The 15920-nt window shown below is 70.3% G+C and carries 13 protein-coding genes; 8 read left to right on the top strand and 5 right to left on the bottom strand.

Annotation, left to right across the window (positions count from 1 at the left end):
- Positions 1-6 precede the first annotated feature (6 nt).
- The 5 genes from fdhD to AOK01_RS15955 form a co-directional block, all read right to left on the bottom strand.
- A complete protein-coding gene (gene fdhD / locus AOK01_RS15975) occupies positions 7-870 on the bottom strand; it encodes a formate dehydrogenase accessory sulfurtransferase FdhD (RefSeq protein WP_055512088.1) in 864 nt (287 codons plus the stop codon).
- Positions 871-877: 7 nt separating this feature from the next.
- Positions 878-1738 (bottom strand): 2Fe-2S iron-sulfur cluster-binding protein, encoded by an 861-nt coding sequence (locus AOK01_RS15970; RefSeq protein WP_055512086.1) that lies wholly within the window; start codon positions 1736-1738, stop codon positions 878-880.
- On the bottom strand, positions 1735-3558 hold the full coding sequence (locus AOK01_RS15965; protein WP_055512084.1) for an NAD(P)H-dependent oxidoreductase subunit E: 1824 nt from the start codon (positions 3556-3558) through the stop codon (positions 1735-1737). Before AOK01_RS15965 ends, AOK01_RS15970 begins: the two co-directional genes overlap by 4 nt.
- Positions 3559-3564: 6 nt before the next feature.
- On the bottom strand, positions 3565-5490 hold the full coding sequence (locus tag AOK01_RS15960) for a molybdopterin oxidoreductase family protein (protein ID WP_055512082.1): 1926 nt from the start codon (positions 5488-5490) through the stop codon (positions 3565-3567).
- A 70-nt stretch (positions 5491-5560) separates the two neighbouring features.
- Complete coding sequence (locus tag AOK01_RS15955; RefSeq protein WP_055512081.1) at positions 5561-6532, bottom strand: 2-dehydropantoate 2-reductase; 972 nt, start codon at positions 6530-6532, stop codon at positions 5561-5563.
- Positions 6533-7103: 571 nt separating this feature from the next.
- Between AOK01_RS15955 and AOK01_RS15950 the strand changes: the two genes are divergently transcribed.
- The 8 genes from AOK01_RS15950 (at position 7104) to AOK01_RS15915 (ending at position 15902) form a co-directional block, all read left to right on the top strand.
- The gene (locus AOK01_RS15950; RefSeq protein WP_055512078.1) at positions 7104-8432 is read left to right on the top strand and encodes an OFA family MFS transporter; all 1329 of its coding nucleotides are present in this window, start codon (positions 7104-7106) and stop codon (positions 8430-8432) included.
- Entirely contained in the window at positions 8404-8595 is a 192-nt protein-coding gene (locus AOK01_RS15945) for an MFS transporter small subunit (RefSeq protein ID WP_055512077.1), read from the top strand. The genes AOK01_RS15950 and AOK01_RS15945 overlap by 29 nt, the downstream gene beginning before the upstream one ends.
- A 193-nt stretch (positions 8596-8788) precedes the next feature.
- Entirely contained in the window at positions 8789-9727 is a 939-nt protein-coding gene (locus AOK01_RS15940) for a beta-ketoacyl-ACP synthase III (protein WP_055512075.1), read from the top strand.
- A 138-nt stretch (positions 9728-9865) separates the two neighbouring features.
- On the top strand, positions 9866-10543 hold the full coding sequence (locus tag AOK01_RS15935; RefSeq protein WP_055512073.1) for a GntR family transcriptional regulator: 678 nt from the start codon (positions 9866-9868) through the stop codon (positions 10541-10543).
- A 293-nt stretch (positions 10544-10836) separates the two neighbouring features.
- The gene (locus tag AOK01_RS15930; protein ID WP_055512071.1) at positions 10837-12018 is read left to right on the top strand and encodes an ROK family protein; all 1182 of its coding nucleotides are present in this window, start codon (positions 10837-10839) and stop codon (positions 12016-12018) included.
- Positions 12019-12228: 210 nt separating this feature from the next.
- Positions 12229-13746 carry a sugar ABC transporter ATP-binding protein gene (locus AOK01_RS15925; RefSeq protein WP_055512069.1) on the top strand — a complete coding sequence of 506 codons (1518 nt, stop codon included), beginning with the start codon at positions 12229-12231 and terminating at the stop codon, positions 13744-13746.
- Positions 13743-14762 carry an ABC transporter permease gene (locus AOK01_RS15920; RefSeq protein WP_055512067.1) on the top strand — a complete coding sequence of 340 codons (1020 nt, stop codon included), beginning with the start codon at positions 13743-13745 and terminating at the stop codon, positions 14760-14762. Before AOK01_RS15925 ends, AOK01_RS15920 begins: the two co-directional genes overlap by 4 nt.
- Before the next feature lie 99 nt (positions 14763-14861).
- On the top strand, positions 14862-15902 hold the full coding sequence (locus AOK01_RS15915; RefSeq protein ID WP_055512065.1) for a substrate-binding domain-containing protein: 1041 nt from the start codon (positions 14862-14864) through the stop codon (positions 15900-15902).
- The last annotated feature ends 18 nt before the right edge of the window (positions 15903-15920 follow it).

Here is a 15920-nt window from a genome sequence, read left to right as displayed (position 1 = left end):
GACCGGTCAGCTCTGGGCGGCCGCGGCCTGCAGAGCGATGCGGTGCTCGCCCGCGTACACGTTCATGGAAGCGCCCCGCAGGAAGCCGACGAGCGTCAGGTTCGACTCGGCGGCCAGGTCCACCGCAAGCGAGGACGGCGCCGAGACCGCGGCGAGCACCGGGATACCGGCCATCACCGCCTTCTGGGCCAGCTCGAAGGAGGCGCGCCCCGAGACCAGGAGCACCGTGCGGGACAGCGGCAGGGAGCCGTTCTGGAGGGCGCGGCCGACGAGTTTGTCGACCGCGTTGTGCCGGCCCACGTCCTCCCGGACGTCGACCAGTTCGCCGTCCTCGGTGAACAGGGCCGCCGCGTGCAGACCCCCGGTCCGGTCGAACACGCGCTGCGCCGCGCGCAGCCGGTCGGGGAGGCCCGCGAGCAGTTCGGGTTCGAGCCGTACCGGGGGAGTCGTGTCGCCGTGCGTGTCGTCGATCGTCCAGCGGGCCGTCGTACGGACCGCGTCCAGGCTCGCCTTGCCGCACAGACCGCAGGACGACGTCGTGTACACGTTGCGTTCGAGCGTGATGTCCGGCATGACGAGGCCGGGCGCCGTGCGCACGTCGACGATGTTGTACGTGTTGGAGCCGTCGACCGTCGCGCCCGCGCAGTAGACGATGTTCTGCAACTCGTCGGCCCGGCCCAGCACCCCCTCGCTGACCAGGAAGCCCGCCGCGAGCGCGAAGTCGTCGCCCGGGGTGCGCATCGTGATCGCGAGAGGTTTTCCGTTGAGCCGGATCTCCAGTGGTTCCTCGGCGACGAGCGTGTCCGGGCGGGCGGAGACCACTCCGTCCCGGATGCGGATCACCTTGCGTCGTTCCGTGACTCGTCCCATGTCCTGATCAGTCCCGGTTCTGTACGTGCTGGTAGCCGAAGCGGCCCTTGATGCAGAGGTTGCCGTGGGTCACCGGGTTGTCGTGCGGCGAGGTGACCTTGACGATCTCGTTGTCCTGGACGTGCAGCGTGAGATTGCAGCCCACTCCACAGTAGGCGCACACCGTGGTCGTCTCGGTCTGCGCCGGCTCGTTCCACGTACCCGCCGCGCGCATGTCGAACTCCGACTTGAACGAAAGTGCCCCGGTCGGGCACACCTCGATGCAGTTGCCGCAGTACACGCAGGCCGAGTCGGTGAGCGGCCCGTCGTGCTCGACGGCGATCCGGGCGTCGAAACCGCGCCCGACGACCGAGATCGCGAAGGTGTTCTGCCACTGGTCGCCGCACGCGTCCACGCACTTGTAGCAGAGGATGCACTTGTCGTAGTCGCGTACGTAGAGGTCGTTGTCGACCCTCGGCTCCTCGTCGACGCGGGCCGCGTCGGGGCCGAACCGGTCGGGCTTGGCCTCGTACTCCTTGAGCCAGCCGGCGACCTCCGGGGTGGTCGACAGGTCGACGGAGGACGCGAGCAGCTCCAGGACGATCTTGCGGCTGTGCCGGGCCCGTTCGGTGTCCGTGCGCACCTCCATGCCCGCCTCCGCCTTGCGGGAACAGGCCGGGACCAGGGTGCGCGCGCCCTCGACCTCGACGACGCACACCCGGCAGGCGTTCTTGGGGGTCAGGGTGTCGCCCTGGCACAGGGTCGGGACGTCCTTGCCCGCGGACCGGCAGGCGTCCAGGATCGTGGCGCCCTCCGGCGCCCGCACCGGCTCGCCGTCGATGGTGAACTCCAGCAGACGGCGGGGAATCCCCAGCGATGTGACGGTCATTCGTACGCCCCCAGGCGGTCGATGGCGGATTCCACGGCGTTCCACGCGGTCTGTCCCAGACCGCAGATCGAGGCGTCCTTCATGGCCCGGCCGACCTCCCGCAGCAGGGTGATGTCGGCGGCGGCGTCCGCGCCGGTCCGCTCGACGATGCGGTGCAGCGCCTCCTCCTGGCGCACGGTCCCGACCCGGCACGGCACGCACTGCCCGCACGACTCGTCGCGGAAGAACTCGGCGATCCGCAGCAGCAGACGGGGCAGCGGCACGGTGTCGTCGAAGGCCAGCACGACCCCGGAGCCGAGCGTCGTGCCCGCCTCCCGCGTGCCCTCGAAGGTGAGCGGGATGTCCAGCTCGTCGGGCCGTACGAAACCACCGGCCGCGCCGCCGAGCAGCACGGCGCGCAGCCGGTCGCGTACGCCCGCCAGGTCCAGCAGTTCGCCGAGTGTCGCGCCGAACGGCAGCTCGTAGATGCCGGGCCGGTCCACGCTGCCCGACACGCAGAACAGCTTCGGCCCGGTGGACTTGGCCGTGCCGATCGCCGCGTACGCGGGAGCCCCGATGGTGAGGATCGGCAGGACGTTGACCAGCGTCTCGACGTTGTTCTCCGCGGTGGGCTTGCCGAACAGGCCCTTCTCCACGGGGAAGGGCGGCTTCGACCGCGGCTCTCCTCTGTACCCCTCGATGGAGTTGAAGAGGGCCGTCTCCTCGCCGCAGATGTACGCGCCCGCGCCGCGCCGGATCTCGATGTCGAAGGCGTACCCCTGGCCGAGGATGTCGTCCCCGAGCAGCCCACGCGCGCGTGCCTGCCCGATGGCGTGCTCCATGCGGTGCAGCGCCCGCGGGTACTCGCCGCGCAGATACAGATAACCCTGGTGCGCACCGACCGCGTACGCCGCGATCGTCATCGCCTCCACGAGCGAGTACGGGTCGCCCTCCATGACCACGCGGTCCTTGAAGGTGCCCGGCTCGGATTCGTCGGCGTTGCACACCAGGTAGTGCGGATGGTCGGGCGCCGCCGCCGTGGCCTGCCATTTGCGGCCGGTGGGGAAGGCGGCGCCGCCGCGCCCGACCAGGCCCGCGTCGGTGACCTCGCGGATGACCCCGGCGGGGCCGATCGCGAAGGCCTGCCGCAGGGCCGTGTAACCGCCGTGCGCCCGGTAGTCGTCGAGCGACGCCGGGTCGACCACGCCGACGCGGCCGAGCAGCATCAGGGAGGGGTCCCCGGCCTGCGGTACCGCCAGCGCGGCCGACGGCTCCTCGGGCGCCGAGTCGGGTGCGCTCGCGGCGAGCACGGCCCGCTCGACGGTCGCGGGCGCCGACACGGCCGTACGTACCGGGTCCCCGGCCGTGATCGCGAGCGCGGCCGGGGCCCGCTCGCACAGGCCCAGGCACGGGCTGCGCTCGACGCTCACCCCGCTGCCGAGGCCGAGCCGGGCCTCGACGCCCGCGCACAGCTCGGAGGCTCCGGCCGCCGCGCACGCGAGGTCCGTGCACACGTGCAGGACCGTCGCGGGGCGCGGCTTCACCGAGAACATCGCGTAGAAGGTGGCGACCCCGTACGCCTCCGCGGGCGGCACCGTCAGCCGCCGGCACAGGTAGTCGAGGGCGCCCTCGCTGATCCAGCCGATCCGGTCGTTGACGGCGTGCAGCCCCGGCAACAGCAGGTCACGGCGGTCCCGGGCCGCACGCCCGCCGCGTGCCCACCTCAGGTCGGCGTCGCTGCGGTCGGCACCCTCCCACGAAGACTCCGGAGGACCGAGCAGCGTGTCGACCGCCGCCCGCTCCTCGTCCGTCGGCTTGCTGTCACCGAAGTGCAGGTCCACCACACATCACCTCACTTGAATCGCAACCGGCAGTTTCTCGATCCGGATCGCCGACGCCTTGAACTCCGCCGTCCCCGCGATCGGGCAGTTCGCCTCGATCGTCAGCTGGTTGGTGTCCACCTCGTCGGGGAAGTGCATGGTCATGAACGCGAGGCCCGGCCGCAGCGCGGGATCGACCCACACCGGCGCCACCACCGCGCCGCGCCGCGAGGAGACCTGGACCTTCTCGCCGACCACCACGCCGTAGCGCTCGGCGTCCTCCGGGCACAGCTCGACGAACTCGCCGCGCCGCAGCGGCGAGGCGAAACTGCCGCTCTGCACCCCGGTGTTGTACGAGTCGAGCCGCCGCCCGGTCGTCAGCCGGATCGGGAACCGTTCGTCCGTCAGGTCGACGGGCGGATCGTGCTGGACGAGCCCGAAGGGCGCGAGCCGGCCCCGCGAGGCCGGGTCGGCGTCCCACAACCGGCCGTGCAGATAGGTCGGTTCGATCCGGTCGGTCTCCGGGCAGGGCCACTGGATGCCCTGGTGCTCCTCAAGACGCTCGTACGTCATCCCGTAGTGGTCCGGGGACACCGACCGCAGCTCGTTCCACACGGCCTCGGAGTCCGCGTACTTCCACTGGTGGCCGAGCCGGGAGGCGAGGTCGCAGAGGATGTCGATGTCCTCGCGGGCCTCACCGGGCGGGGTGACGGCCGCGCGGACCCGCTGAACCCGGCGCTCGCTGTTGGTCGTCGTTCCCTCGGTCTCGGCCCAGCCGGCCGTCGCGGGCAGGACGACGTCCGCCAGTTCGGCCGTCTTCGTCAGGAAGATGTCCTGGACGACGAGGAAGTCGAGGGCCCGCATCCGCCGTACCGCCTGCTCGCTGTCGGCCTCCGACTGCGCCGGGTTCTCCCCGATGCAGTAGACGGCCTTGAGGGAGCCCTCCTCCATGGCCTCGAACATCTCCGTCAGGTTCAGCCCGTAGTGGGGCTCGATGACGGTGTCCCACGCGGACTCGAACTTCAGCCGCGTGTCCGGGTCGAGGATGTCCTGGAAGCCGGGCAGCCGGTTCGGGATCGCGCCCATGTCACCGCCGCCCTGCACGTTGTTCTGCCCGCGCAGGGGCTGCAGCCCCGAGCCGAAGCGCCCCACATGGCCCGTCAGGAGCGACAGGTTGATGAGGGCGCGCACGTTGTCCGTGCCGTTGTGGTGCTCGGTGATGCCGAGCGTCCAGCACAGCTGGGCGCGCTCGGCGCGGGCGTAGGCGTGCGCCAACTCCCTTATCGCGGCGGCCGGTACGCCGGTCACCTTCTCGGCGAGCGACAGCGTCCACGGCTCGACGAGCTGCCGGTACTCCTCGAAGTTGGTGGTGGCCCGCTCGATGAACGCGTCGTTCGCGAGCCCCGCCCGGATGATCTCGCGGCCGATCGCGTGGGCCATCGGGATGTCCGTGCCGACGTTCAGCCCGAGCCAGCCCTCGGCCCACTCGGCCGTGGAGGTGCGGCGCGGGTCGACCGCGTACATCCGGGCGCCGTTCCTGATCCCCTTCAGGACGTGCTGGAAGAAGATGGGGTGCGCGAAGCGGGCGTTGGACCCCCACATCACGACGAGGTCGGTGTGCTCCACCTCGGCGTAGGAGGAGGTTCCGCCGCCCGAGCCGAAGGCCGCCGACAGGCCTGCCACGCTGGGGGCGTGGCAGGTGCGGTTGCAGGAGTCGACGTTGTTGGTGCCCATGACCACGCGGGCGAACTTCTGTGCCACGTAGTTCATCTCGTTGGTCGCGCGGGCGCAGGAGAACAGGCCGAACGCGCCACGTGCGGCGCCGAGGCCCCGGGCGGCACGGTCCAGGGCCTCGTCCCAGGTGGCGCGCCGGAACGGCTCGTCACGGGAGTCACGGACCAGGGGGTACTGAAGTCGGGTGTAGGTCTTGGGAGTTCGGTCTCGCTTTGTCATACAGCGTTCCCCAAAGTCGTCGTGCGGTAAGTGCTGGTGCTCATGCGGCAGGTCCTCAGGCGGGAAGTGCTCATGCGGCGGTTCTCAGTGCGAGCAGGTCAGAGATGGCGTGGACGGTGCGGAGCGTGGGCACCGGGACGTCGGTGATCTCCGCCAGTTCGACGACGGCGGCGAGCAGCACGTCGAGTTCGAGGGGCTTGCCGCGCTCCAGGTCCTGGAGCGTCGAGGTGCGGTGGTCGCCGACCCGCTCCGCGCCGGCCAGCCGTCTCTCGATGGAGACGCCCACCCGGCAGCCCAGTGCCTCGGCGACCGCGAGCGTCTCGGTCATCATGATCTCGATGACCCGGCGGGTGCCGCCGTGCAGACACATCTGCCGCATGGTGGCGCGGGCCAGGGCGCTGATGGGGTTGAAGGAGATGTTGCCGAGCAGCTTGAGCCAGATGTCGTTGCGCAGGTCGGGCTCCACCGGGCACTTGAGCCCGCCGGCCACCATGGCCTCGCCGAACGCGGCGCAGCGCACCGAGACCGTGCGGTCGGGCTCGCCGATGGAGAACCGGGTGCCTTCGAGGTGGCGGACCACGCCGGGTCCCGCCAGCTCGGTCGCCGCGTAGACGACACAGCCGACGGCCCGGGAGGGCGCGATCACCGCACTGACCGCGCCGTCCGGGTCCACGCTCTCGACGCGGTGACCGTCGTGCGGGCCGCCGTGCCGGTGGAAGTACCACCAGGGAATGCCGTTCTGGGCGGCGATCACCGCCGTCGTGTCGTGCAGCAGAGGCTCGATGAGCGGCCCGCACGCCGCGTACGAGTTGGCCTTCAGGCCCAGGAAGACGAAGTCGACCGGGCCGACCTCGGCCGGGTCGTCGGTGGCGTGGGCCCGGGCGGTGAAGTCACCGCGCGGGCTGAGTACGCGCACTCCGTGCTGCCTCATGGCCGCGAGATGCGGTCCACGGGCGATGAGGTGCACATCGGCACCCGCGCGATACAGCGCGGCACCGACGTAGGCGCCGATCGCACCGGCGCCGAGAACTGCGACCTTCACTTGGAGGCTCCGTTCGGTCGAGGGTACCGAGGAGTCGCTGACAGCGTTGAACCATGTCGACTGAATATTGTCTACAGTATGGGAGTTGGGGCGGCAAGGGTTCGCGCAGCGCACGCTCAGTACCCTCAGGGCAAGAGCCGGGCGGCGGCCGCACTTTTCAGGGGCGCGGGGAACTGCGCGACCAGCCCCCACGGGCCCGCGGACGACGCACGGTCCCCGGCAGGGCATTCGGCAGGGCATTCGGCGGTTGCCCGCCAGGCGATGCGTCGGGGCGGGCCGCACTTTTCAGGGGCGCGGGGAACTGCGCGACCGGCCCCCACGGGCCCGCGGACGACACACTGCCCCCGGCAGGGCCCCGGCGGCTGCCCGTCAAGGGAAGTCCGTCGAGGGAAGCTCGCCGAGCGTCGCGCTCCGAACACCCTTGGTGCGGGCGCGGAGAAGGCCCGGGGACACCGTTCGTCGGCCGAAACCGACCGTTCACCGCATCCCGCACACCGTTCACCGCATACGATCGACAAGTTGGGACGGACCGGCTTCCCAACTGAGCAGCCGCTTCCTATCGTCCGGGATCATGAGTCCCCCTGTAGCCCCACCGGGCTGGAGCCGCTGGCTGGTCCCGCCCGCGGCCCTGTCGGTCCACCTCTCCATCGGACAGGCCTACGCCTGGTCCGTGTTCAAGCCCTCCCTGGAGTCCGCGCTCGACCTCAGCGGCACCCAGAGCGCCCTGCCCTTCCAGCTCGGCATCGTGATGCTCGGCCTGTCCGCCGCGTTCGGCGGCACACTCGTGGAGCGCAACGGGCCGCGCTGGGCGATGACGGTCGCCCTGATCTGCTTCTCCTCGGGCTTCCTGCTCGCCGCTCTCGGCGCCGCCACCGAGCAGTACTGGCTGATCGTGTTCGGCTACGGCTTCGTCGGCGGGATCGGCCTGGGCATCGGCTACATCTCACCCGTCTCGACGCTCATCAAGTGGTTCCCGGACCGGCCGGGCATGGCCACCGGCATCGCCATCATGGGCTTCGGCGGCGGCGCGCTGATCGCCTCACCGTGGTCCGCGCAGATGCTGGACTCCTTCGGGTCCGACAGCTCGGGCATCGCGCTGGCGTTCCTCGTGCACGGACTGACGTACGCCGTCTTCATGTCGCTCGGTGTGCTGCTGGTGCGCGTGCCGCGTCCCGCGAAGACCGCGGCCGACGGCACTCCGGCCCCGCTGGAGGGCGTACAGGTCTCCGCGAACAGCGCGGTGCGGACCCCGCAGTTCTGGCTCCTGTGGATCGTGCTCTGCATGAACGTGACCGCGGGCATCGGCATCCTGGAGAAGGCCGCGCCGATGATCACGGACTTCTTCGCGGACACCTCGACACCCGTCTCGGTGTCGGCGGCGGCCGGTTTCGTCGCGCTGCTCTCGGCGGCCAACATGGCGGGCCGTATCGGCTGGTCGTCGACGTCCGACCTGATCGGGCGCAAGAACATCTACCGCGTCTACCTGGGCGTCGGCGCGCTGATGTACGCGCTCATCGCCTGGGTCGGGGACTCCTCGAAGCCCGTGTTCATCATCTGCGCGCTGGTGATCCTCTCCTTCTACGGAGGCGGCTTCGCGACCGTCCCCGCCTACCTGAAGGACCTGTTCGGGACCTACCAGGTCGGCGCGATCCACGGGCGGCTGCTCACCGCCTGGTCCACGGCCGGTGTCCTCGGCCCCCTGATCGTCAACTGGATCGCGGACCGGCAGGAGGAGGCCGGAAAATCCGGAGCGTCCCTCTACGGAGTGTCACTGATTATCATGATCGGGCTGCTCGTGGTCGGGTTCGTCGCCAACGAACTCGTCCGGCCCGTGGACGCCCGCCATCACGTCACCCAGAAGGAGGCCGCAGATGTCCACGAGCGACAGCAGCCCGCCTGACAGCAGCCCGCTGCCCAGCAGTCCGCCGGAGAGCGGCCTGCCGGCCGGCGGTCCGTCCGACCGTCGCGGGCTGATCGTCCTCTCCTGGGCCTGGGTGGGAGCGCCACTGGCCTATGGTCTGTACGAGCTCGTACGGAAAGCCACCCAGTTGTTCACCGGTTAGGGTCCGGAATACGCAGGTCAGACGCCCGAATACCCGCAGGCCGGGTGTTCGGGGCGTCAGGGGGCCTTCGGAGGGTCTGACGGAAGCCGACAAGGGTGGCACGCCAATCCTGTGACTTTACGTGCCCGCATACCCGTGGGTACCTGATCAGACTGGTGAGTCCTGCTACCCAGGCAACCAAGGGGACCAACCCATGAACGGCTCACGCATCGCTGCCGTCGGCCACTACCAGCCCGCCAGGGTGCTCACCAACGAGGACCTGGCGGAGCTGGTCGACACCAGCGACGAGTGGATCACGAGCCGGGTGGGCATCCGTACGCGCCACATCGCCGGTCCTGACGAACCGGTCGACGAGCTGGCCGCGCACGCCGCCGCCAAGGCCCTCGCGGCGGCCGGCCTCGTCCCCGAGGACATCGACCTCGTCCTGGTGGCCACCTCCACCGCCGTCGACAAGTCGCCGAACATGGCGGCCCGGGTGGCGGCCCGCCTCGGCATCCCGTCACCGGCCGCCATGGACATCAACGTGGTCTGCGCGGGTTTCACCCACGCGCTGGCCACCGCCGACCACGCCGTACGGGCCGGCGGCGCGACCCGGGTACTGGTGATCGGCGCCGACAAGATGTCCGACGTGGCCGACTGGACGGACCGTACGACCTGCGTACTCGTCGGGGACGGGGCGGGGGCCGCCGTCGTCGAGGCCGCCGAGGAGTCCGCCATCGGGCCCGTGCTCTGGGGCTCGGTGCCCGAGATGGGGAACGCGGTACGCATCGAGGGCACCCCCTCGCGGTTCTCCCAGGAGGGCCAGAGCGTCTACCGGTGGGCGACCACGAAACTGCCGGCCATCGCGCGCAAGGCCTGCGAGCGCGCCGGGCTCACCCCCGAGGACCTCGCCGCCGTCGTGCTGCACCAGGCGAACCTGCGCATCATCGAACCCCTCGCCGGGAAGATCGGCGCCGTGAACGCCGTCGTCGCACGCGACGTCGTCGAATCCGGCAACACCTCCGCCGCCAGCATCCCGATCGCCCTCTCCAAGCTCGTCGAACGAGGCGAGATCTCCACCGGCGACCGCGTCCTCCTCTTCGGCTTCGGCGGCAATCTCTCGTACGCGGGCCAGGTCATCCACTGCCCGTGACCTGCGCGTTCGCCTGATGTGACAAGGCCAACTCCCTCTCGGCCTGGTCACTGTGCGCCGTAGACTGTAGACGAAAGACAATTGATACTGGCTTGGGAGGCTGCCGTCACGGCGCCGCTGCCCAGGAGGGGGACCGCGATGTTGTCGACCGGACTGCCGCAGGGGTCGGTGCCGAAGCTCGAACGGCCGGGTCCGCTCAGGGACCGCGTCTACGAGGCCCTGCTCGAACTGATCACGACGCGCGCCCTCCAGCCCGGCCAGCACCTGGTCGAGAGCGAACTGGCCGGGCACCTCGGGGTCTCCCGGCAGCCCGTGCGCGAGGCGCTGCAGCGGCTCAACACCGAGGGCTGGGTGGACCTGCGGCCCGCGCAGGGTGCTTTCGTGCACGAGCCGACCGAGGCGGAGGCGGACCAACTCCTCACGGTGCGTACGCTGCTGGAGGCCGAGGCCGCCCGGCTCGCGGCGGCCAACACGGGCACGTCGGGCATCGCCGCCCTGGAGAAGCTGTGCGCCGAGGGCGAGGAGGCGGTCGCCGCCGACGACGTGGACGCCGCGGTCGCGACGAACGCCCGCTTCCACGCCAAGGTCATGGCCCTCGCGGGCAACACGGTCCTGGCCGAACTGGCCGCACAGGTCGACCGCCGCGTGCGCTGGTACTACACACCGGTCGCCCGCCAGCGCGGCCGGCAGTCCTGGATCGAACACCGCGACCTGATCGCCGCGATCGCGGCCCGCGACGAACAACGCGCGACGGACGTGATGCGCGCCCACACGGAACACACCCGTCGGACGTACCACGCGCGGCCGCGGGACTGACACCCCCGGGGCTGCCGCTGCCTCCGGGGGTGCGGCCCTTGTGGGTTCGGTGACGGTCGGTGGGGGTTGAGCGCGCAGTTCCCCGCGCCCCTGAAAGACGAAAGCCCGCGCAGTTCCCCGTGCTCCCTGACACTCGCTCCCCGGTACTCCTGCGCCACTCTTTGTCCTCTGAGTGGAAGAAGTCGTAGGTAATTCGTGCGCAACTTCTTCCCAGGTTCGGCAGCCACTGCTACGTTCCACTCGAAAGACAACGACGGCGGTGCCGATGAGGCGGGGAGGGGCTCGTGAGACGTATGACAGCGCGACCCGGGAACGCCCACCAGGCGCGGCTGCTCACGCTGCTGCGTGACGGAGGCCCCAACTCGCGGGCGCAGCTGGGGGACCAGGTCGATCTCTCGCGGTCCAAGCTGGCCGTGGAGGTCGAACGGCTCCTGGAGACGGGCCTCGTCGTGGCCGACGGACTCGCCGCCTCCCGCGGTGGACGCCGGTCCCACAACATCCGGCTCGCCCCCGCGCTGCGCTTCCTGGGCGTCGACATCGGGGCCACCTCGATAGACGTAGCCGTCACCAACGCGGAGCTGGAGGTGCTGGGGCACATCAACCAGCCCATGGACGTACGCGAGGGCCCGGTCGCGGTCTTCGAGCAAGTGCTGTCCATGGCCGCGAAGTTGAAGGCATCGGGGCTCGCGGAGGGGTTCGACGGCGCCGGCATCGGCGTCCCCGGGCCCGTCCGCTTCCCCGAGGGTGTTCCGGTCGCCCCGCCGATCATGCCGGGCTGGGACGGATTCCCGGTGCGCGAGGCGCTGAGTCAGGACCTCGGCTGCCCCGTCATGGTCGACAACGACGTGAACCTGATGGCGATGGGGGAGCAGCACGCGGGCGTGGCCCGTTCCGTGGGCGACTTCCTCTGCGTCAAGATCGGTACCGGTATCGGCTGCGGGATCGTCGTCGGCGGAGAGGTCTACCGCGGTACGACGGGCAGCGCGGGCGACATCGGCCACATCCAGGCCGTACCGGACGGCCGCCCGTGCGCGTGCGGTAACCGGGGCTGCCTGGAGGCCCACTTCAGCGGGGCCGCGCTGGCCCGCGACGCCACGGAGGCCGCCCAGCAGGGGCTCTCCGAGGAACTCGCGGCACGTCTGGAGGCGGCGGGCGCACTCAGCGCCGTCGACGTCGCCGCCGCGGCCGCCGCGGGCGACGCCACCGCGCTCGATCTGATCCGCGAGGGCGGCAACCGTACCGGCCAGGTCATCGCGGGACTCGTCAGCTTCTTCAATCCGGGCCTGGTGGTGATCGGCGGCGGAGTGACCGGCCTCGGCCACACCCTGCTCGCCGCGATCCGCACCCAGGTCTACCGCCAGTCGCTGCCTCTCGCGACCGGCAACCTACCCATCGTGCTGGGGGAGTTGGGCCCCACCGCCGGAGTCATCGGCGCGGCCCGGCTCATCAGCGACCACCTGTTCTCACCCGCGTAACGCCTGCTTCCGAGCCGCACCGACGCCACATCTCTCAGAGCCGCCACACCACGTCACGCACCAGCCTCATCACAGCAAGCCACAGGTAAATCACGCGGCGTCACTGTCCGCCGTGCCGCGCCACATCAGCCCACCTGACACCACGCCCTGCTCCGCCCTGCCTCACTCAGCCCTGCCCTCAGACCGGCCCGTACGCCGAGGGGAACCGTCATGGCACCCGAACCACCCCTTCTCACGATGTCCGGCATCACCAAGTCGTTCCCCGGTGTCCGGGCCCTCGACGGCGTCGACCTCGACGTCCAGACCGGTGAAGTGCACTGCCTCCTCGGCCAGAACGGCGCCGGAAAGTCCACGCTCATCAAGGTCCTGGCCGGCGCCCACCAGCCGGACGACGGCACCATCGGCTGGCGCGGCGAACAGGTCACGCTCCGCTCGCCCATCGCCGCCATGCGCCTCGGCATCGCCACCATCTACCAGGAACTCGACCTGGTGGAAGGCCTGTCGGTGGCCGAGAACGTCTACCTCGGCCACGAACCGACCTCCGCCGGATTCGTCGTACGCGGCAAGGACGCCCGAGCGTCAACAGCCGCCCTGCTCAAGCGACTCGGCCACTCCGAGATCGACCCGTCGCGCCTCGTGGGCGAGTTGTCCGCCGCCCACCGGCAGATCGTCTCCATGGCACGGGCCCTCTCCCACGACGTACGCCTCATCGTCATGGACGAACCGTCCGCCGCCCTGGACCCGGACGAGGTCGACAACCTCTTCCGCACCGTCGGGGACCTCACCGCCGAAGGCGTCGCCGTCGTCTACATCTCGCACCGCCTGGAGGAGATCCGCCGCATCGGCGACCGGGTCACGGTGCTCAAGGACGGCCGGGCGGTGGCCAACGGCCTGCCCGCGAAGTCGACACCGACCCGCGAGGTCGTCGCGCTGATGACCGGACGCAACGTCGAGTACGTCTTCCCCGAGCGGCCCACGCACCAGTCGCTGCCCGACCCGGTGCTCGAAGTCCGGGGCCTCGCCCGGGACGGCGAGTTCGAGCCGCTCGACCTCACCCTGCGCCCCGGCGAGATCGTCGGCCTCGCGGGACTCGTCGGCTCCGGACGCTCCGAGATCCTGGAGACCATCTACGGCGCCCGCAAACCCAGCGCGGGCCAGGTCCACGTCGGCGGAAAGCAGTTGCGGCCGGGCAGCGTCCGGGCCGCCGTCAACGCCGGACTCGGCCTCGCACCCGAGGAGCGCAAGGCACAGGCCCTGCTGATGCTGGAGTCCGTCACCCGCAACGTCTCCGTGTCCTCCATGTCCCGCTTCTCGTACGGAGGCTGGCTGGACAGGACCGCCGAGCGGGACGCGGCGCGCAAGGCGACGCGCGAGCTGTCGCTGCGCCCCGACAACCCGGCCGCCCTCATCCGGACCCTCTCCGGCGGCAACCAGCAGAAGGCGGTCCTCGCCCGCTGGCTGCTGCGCGGCTGCCGGGTCCTGCTGCTCGACGAACCGACCCGCGGAGTCGACGTGGGCGCCCGCGCCGAGCTGTACGCCGTCATCCGCCGCCTCGCCGACGAAGGCCTGGCCGTCCTCATGGTCTCCAGCGAAGTACCCGAGGTCCTCGGCCTCGCCGACCGCGTCCTGGTGCTCCGAGAGGGCCGCGTCGTCCATACGGCGCCGGCCCAGGAGCTCGACGAACACCGCGTACTCGACCTCGTCATGGAAGGAAGCCCGGCGTCATGACGCAGCCCGTGTCCCCGCCCAGGGACGACACCCCGAAGCTGTCACCGCAGGTGGAACCCAGTCCGTGGCGGGCGGTCGTGGCCCGCGCCGACGTCCGCACCCTGTCACTGCTCGGTGTCCTCGCCGCCCTGATCCTCATCGGAGGCATCACCAAACCCGACGAGTTCCTCGACACCCGCAACCTCCAACTCGTCCTCACCCAGGCCTCGGTGATCGGTGTCGTCACCGTCGGGATGACCTTCGTCATCACCTCCGGCGGCATCGACCTGTCCGTCGGCGCGATCGTCGCGCTCGCCTCGGTGTGGGCGACCACCGTCGCCACCCAGGAGTACGGCTTCGCCGGCATCTTCTTCACGGCGGTCGTCGTCGGAGTCGGCTGCGGCCTCGTCAACGGGCTGCTGATCGCGTACGGCGCCATGGTGCCGTTCATCGCAACGCTCGCCATGCTCGCCTCGGCCCGCGGCCTCGCACTCCAGATCACCGACGGCAACACCCAGGTCGTCTCGGTCGAGGGCGTCCTCGACCTCGGCGAGCGGGACTCCTACGTCCTGGGCATCCCGCCGCTCGTCATGATGTTCGCGGTCGTGACGGTCATCGGCTGGCTCGTGCTCAACCGCACCACCTTCGGGCGGCGCACGGTGGCCGTCGGCGGCAACGCGGAGGCGACCCGGCTCGCCGGCATCGACGTACGCCGCCAGCGGCTCTACCTCTACCTGCTCTCCGGACTGTGCTGCGGCATCGCGGCCTTCATGCTGATCATCCTGTCCGGCTCGGGCCAGAACACCAACGGCAACCTGTACGAACTGGACGCGATCGCCGCCGCCATCATCGGCGGCACCCTCCTCAGCGGAGGGCGCGGCACCATCACCGGCTCGGTGCTCGGGGTCCTGATCTTCACCACGATCACGAACATCTTCGCCCTGAACAACCTGCAGAGCGACGTCCAGCAGATCGCCAAGGGCGCGATCATCGTCGCCGCCGTGCTCGTCCAGCGCCGCACCGCGAACACCACGTAGCGCCTCACGCATCACACCTCACGCCTTACGCGTCACGCGCTTGTACAGCATCACCCTGCACGACCCGAGGGACACGCCTTGAGGAAAGGGACCACCGCCATGCCAGAGCTCACGAGCCGCAGAGGACTGCTCTTCGGTACCGCCGCCGTCTCGGCCGGTGTTCTGCTCGCCGGTTGCACCAGCAACGACACCGACGACGAGCCGGCCGCCAGCAACCAGCCCGCCGGCGCCGACGACAAGCCCGGCAAGCAGGTCACCATCGGCTTCGCGGGCCCGCAGGCCGACCACGGCTGGCTCAACGCGATCAACGACAACGCCAAGAGCCGCGCCAAGAAGTACCAGGACGTGACGCTGGAGATCACCGAGGGCTCCAACGACACCGCCGCCCAGATCGGCCAGATAGAAACGCTGATCAACAAGAAGGTCGACGTCCTGGTGGTGCTGCCCGCCGACGGCAAGGCCCTGACCCAGGTCGGCCTGCAGGCCATGCGCGCCGGCATCCCGGTGGTCAACCTCGACCGGATCTTCAACTCCCCGCAGGCGTACCGCTGCTGGATCGGCGGCGACAACTTCGGCATGGGCCTCAACGCCGGTCACTACATCGGCGAGCAGCTCAAGGACAAGAAGAACGCCAAGGTCATCGAACTGGCCGGACTCGACAACCTGGAACTCACCAAGCAGCGCACGGCGGGCTTCGACGCGGCCCTCAAGAACTACCCGAACATCAAGAAGGTGGCCCGCCAGGCCGCCGACTTCACCGTCGAGTCGGGACAGGCCAAGATGTCCCAGCTCCTCCAGGCCCAGTCGAAGTTCGACGCGCTGTGGAACCACGACGACGACCAGGGAGTCGGCGCCCTGCGCGCCATCGAGCAGGCCGGACGCGACGACTTCCTGATGGTCGGCGGAGCCGGCGCGCTGTCGGCCATGCAGGCCATCGAGTCGGACAACAGCGTCCTCAAGGCCACCGTTCTCTACCCGCCGACCATGGCCGCGTCGGCGATCGACCTCGCCCGCGCGCTCGGCCAGGCCAAGGGCGTCAGCGGCCTCGCGGAGTTCGAGATTCCCACGTCCCTGACGCTCTACTCGGCCGTCGTCGACAAGGAGAACGTCAAGACGTACCTGCCGACGGGCTTCAAGTAGGCCGTGACCTTGCCGGGG

Origin of the sequence: Streptomyces aurantiacus, assembly GCF_001418335.1 — a bacterium.
Taxonomy (GTDB): Bacteria; Actinomycetota; Actinomycetes; order Streptomycetales; family Streptomycetaceae; genus Streptomyces; species Streptomyces aurantiacus.
The sequence above is the reverse complement of the archived record's forward strand: the minus strand, read 5'-3'. Positions and strand labels throughout refer to the sequence as shown.

What these genes read in the sequence shown, in the direction of transcription:
- AOK01_RS15945 (WP_055512077.1), top strand. Translation starts at nt 8,404, where the DNA reads ATGTCCACGAGCGACAGCAGCCCGCCTGACAGCAGCCCGCTGCCCAGC.
- AOK01_RS15960 (WP_055512082.1), bottom strand. Translation starts at nt 5,490, where the DNA reads ATGACAAAGCGAGACCGAACTCCCAAGACCTACACCCGACTTCAGTAC.
- AOK01_RS15920 (WP_055512067.1), top strand. Translation starts at nt 13,743, where the DNA reads ATGACGCAGCCCGTGTCCCCGCCCAGGGACGACACCCCGAAGCTGTCA.
- AOK01_RS15915 (WP_055512065.1), top strand. Translation starts at nt 14,862, where the DNA reads ATGCCAGAGCTCACGAGCCGCAGAGGACTGCTCTTCGGTACCGCCGCC.
- AOK01_RS15930 (WP_055512071.1), top strand. Translation starts at nt 10,837, where the DNA reads ATGACAGCGCGACCCGGGAACGCCCACCAGGCGCGGCTGCTCACGCTG.
- AOK01_RS15940 (WP_055512075.1), top strand. Translation starts at nt 8,789, where the DNA reads ATGAACGGCTCACGCATCGCTGCCGTCGGCCACTACCAGCCCGCCAGG.
- AOK01_RS15970 (WP_055512086.1), bottom strand. Translation starts at nt 1,738, where the DNA reads ATGACCGTCACATCGCTGGGGATTCCCCGCCGTCTGCTGGAGTTCACC.
- fdhD (WP_055512088.1), bottom strand. Translation starts at nt 870, where the DNA reads ATGGGACGAGTCACGGAACGACGCAAGGTGATCCGCATCCGGGACGGA.
- AOK01_RS15925 (WP_055512069.1), top strand. Translation starts at nt 12,229, where the DNA reads ATGGCACCCGAACCACCCCTTCTCACGATGTCCGGCATCACCAAGTCG.
- AOK01_RS15935 (WP_055512073.1), top strand. Translation starts at nt 9,866, where the DNA reads ATGTTGTCGACCGGACTGCCGCAGGGGTCGGTGCCGAAGCTCGAACGG.
- AOK01_RS15950 (WP_055512078.1), top strand. Translation starts at nt 7,104, where the DNA reads ATGAGTCCCCCTGTAGCCCCACCGGGCTGGAGCCGCTGGCTGGTCCCG.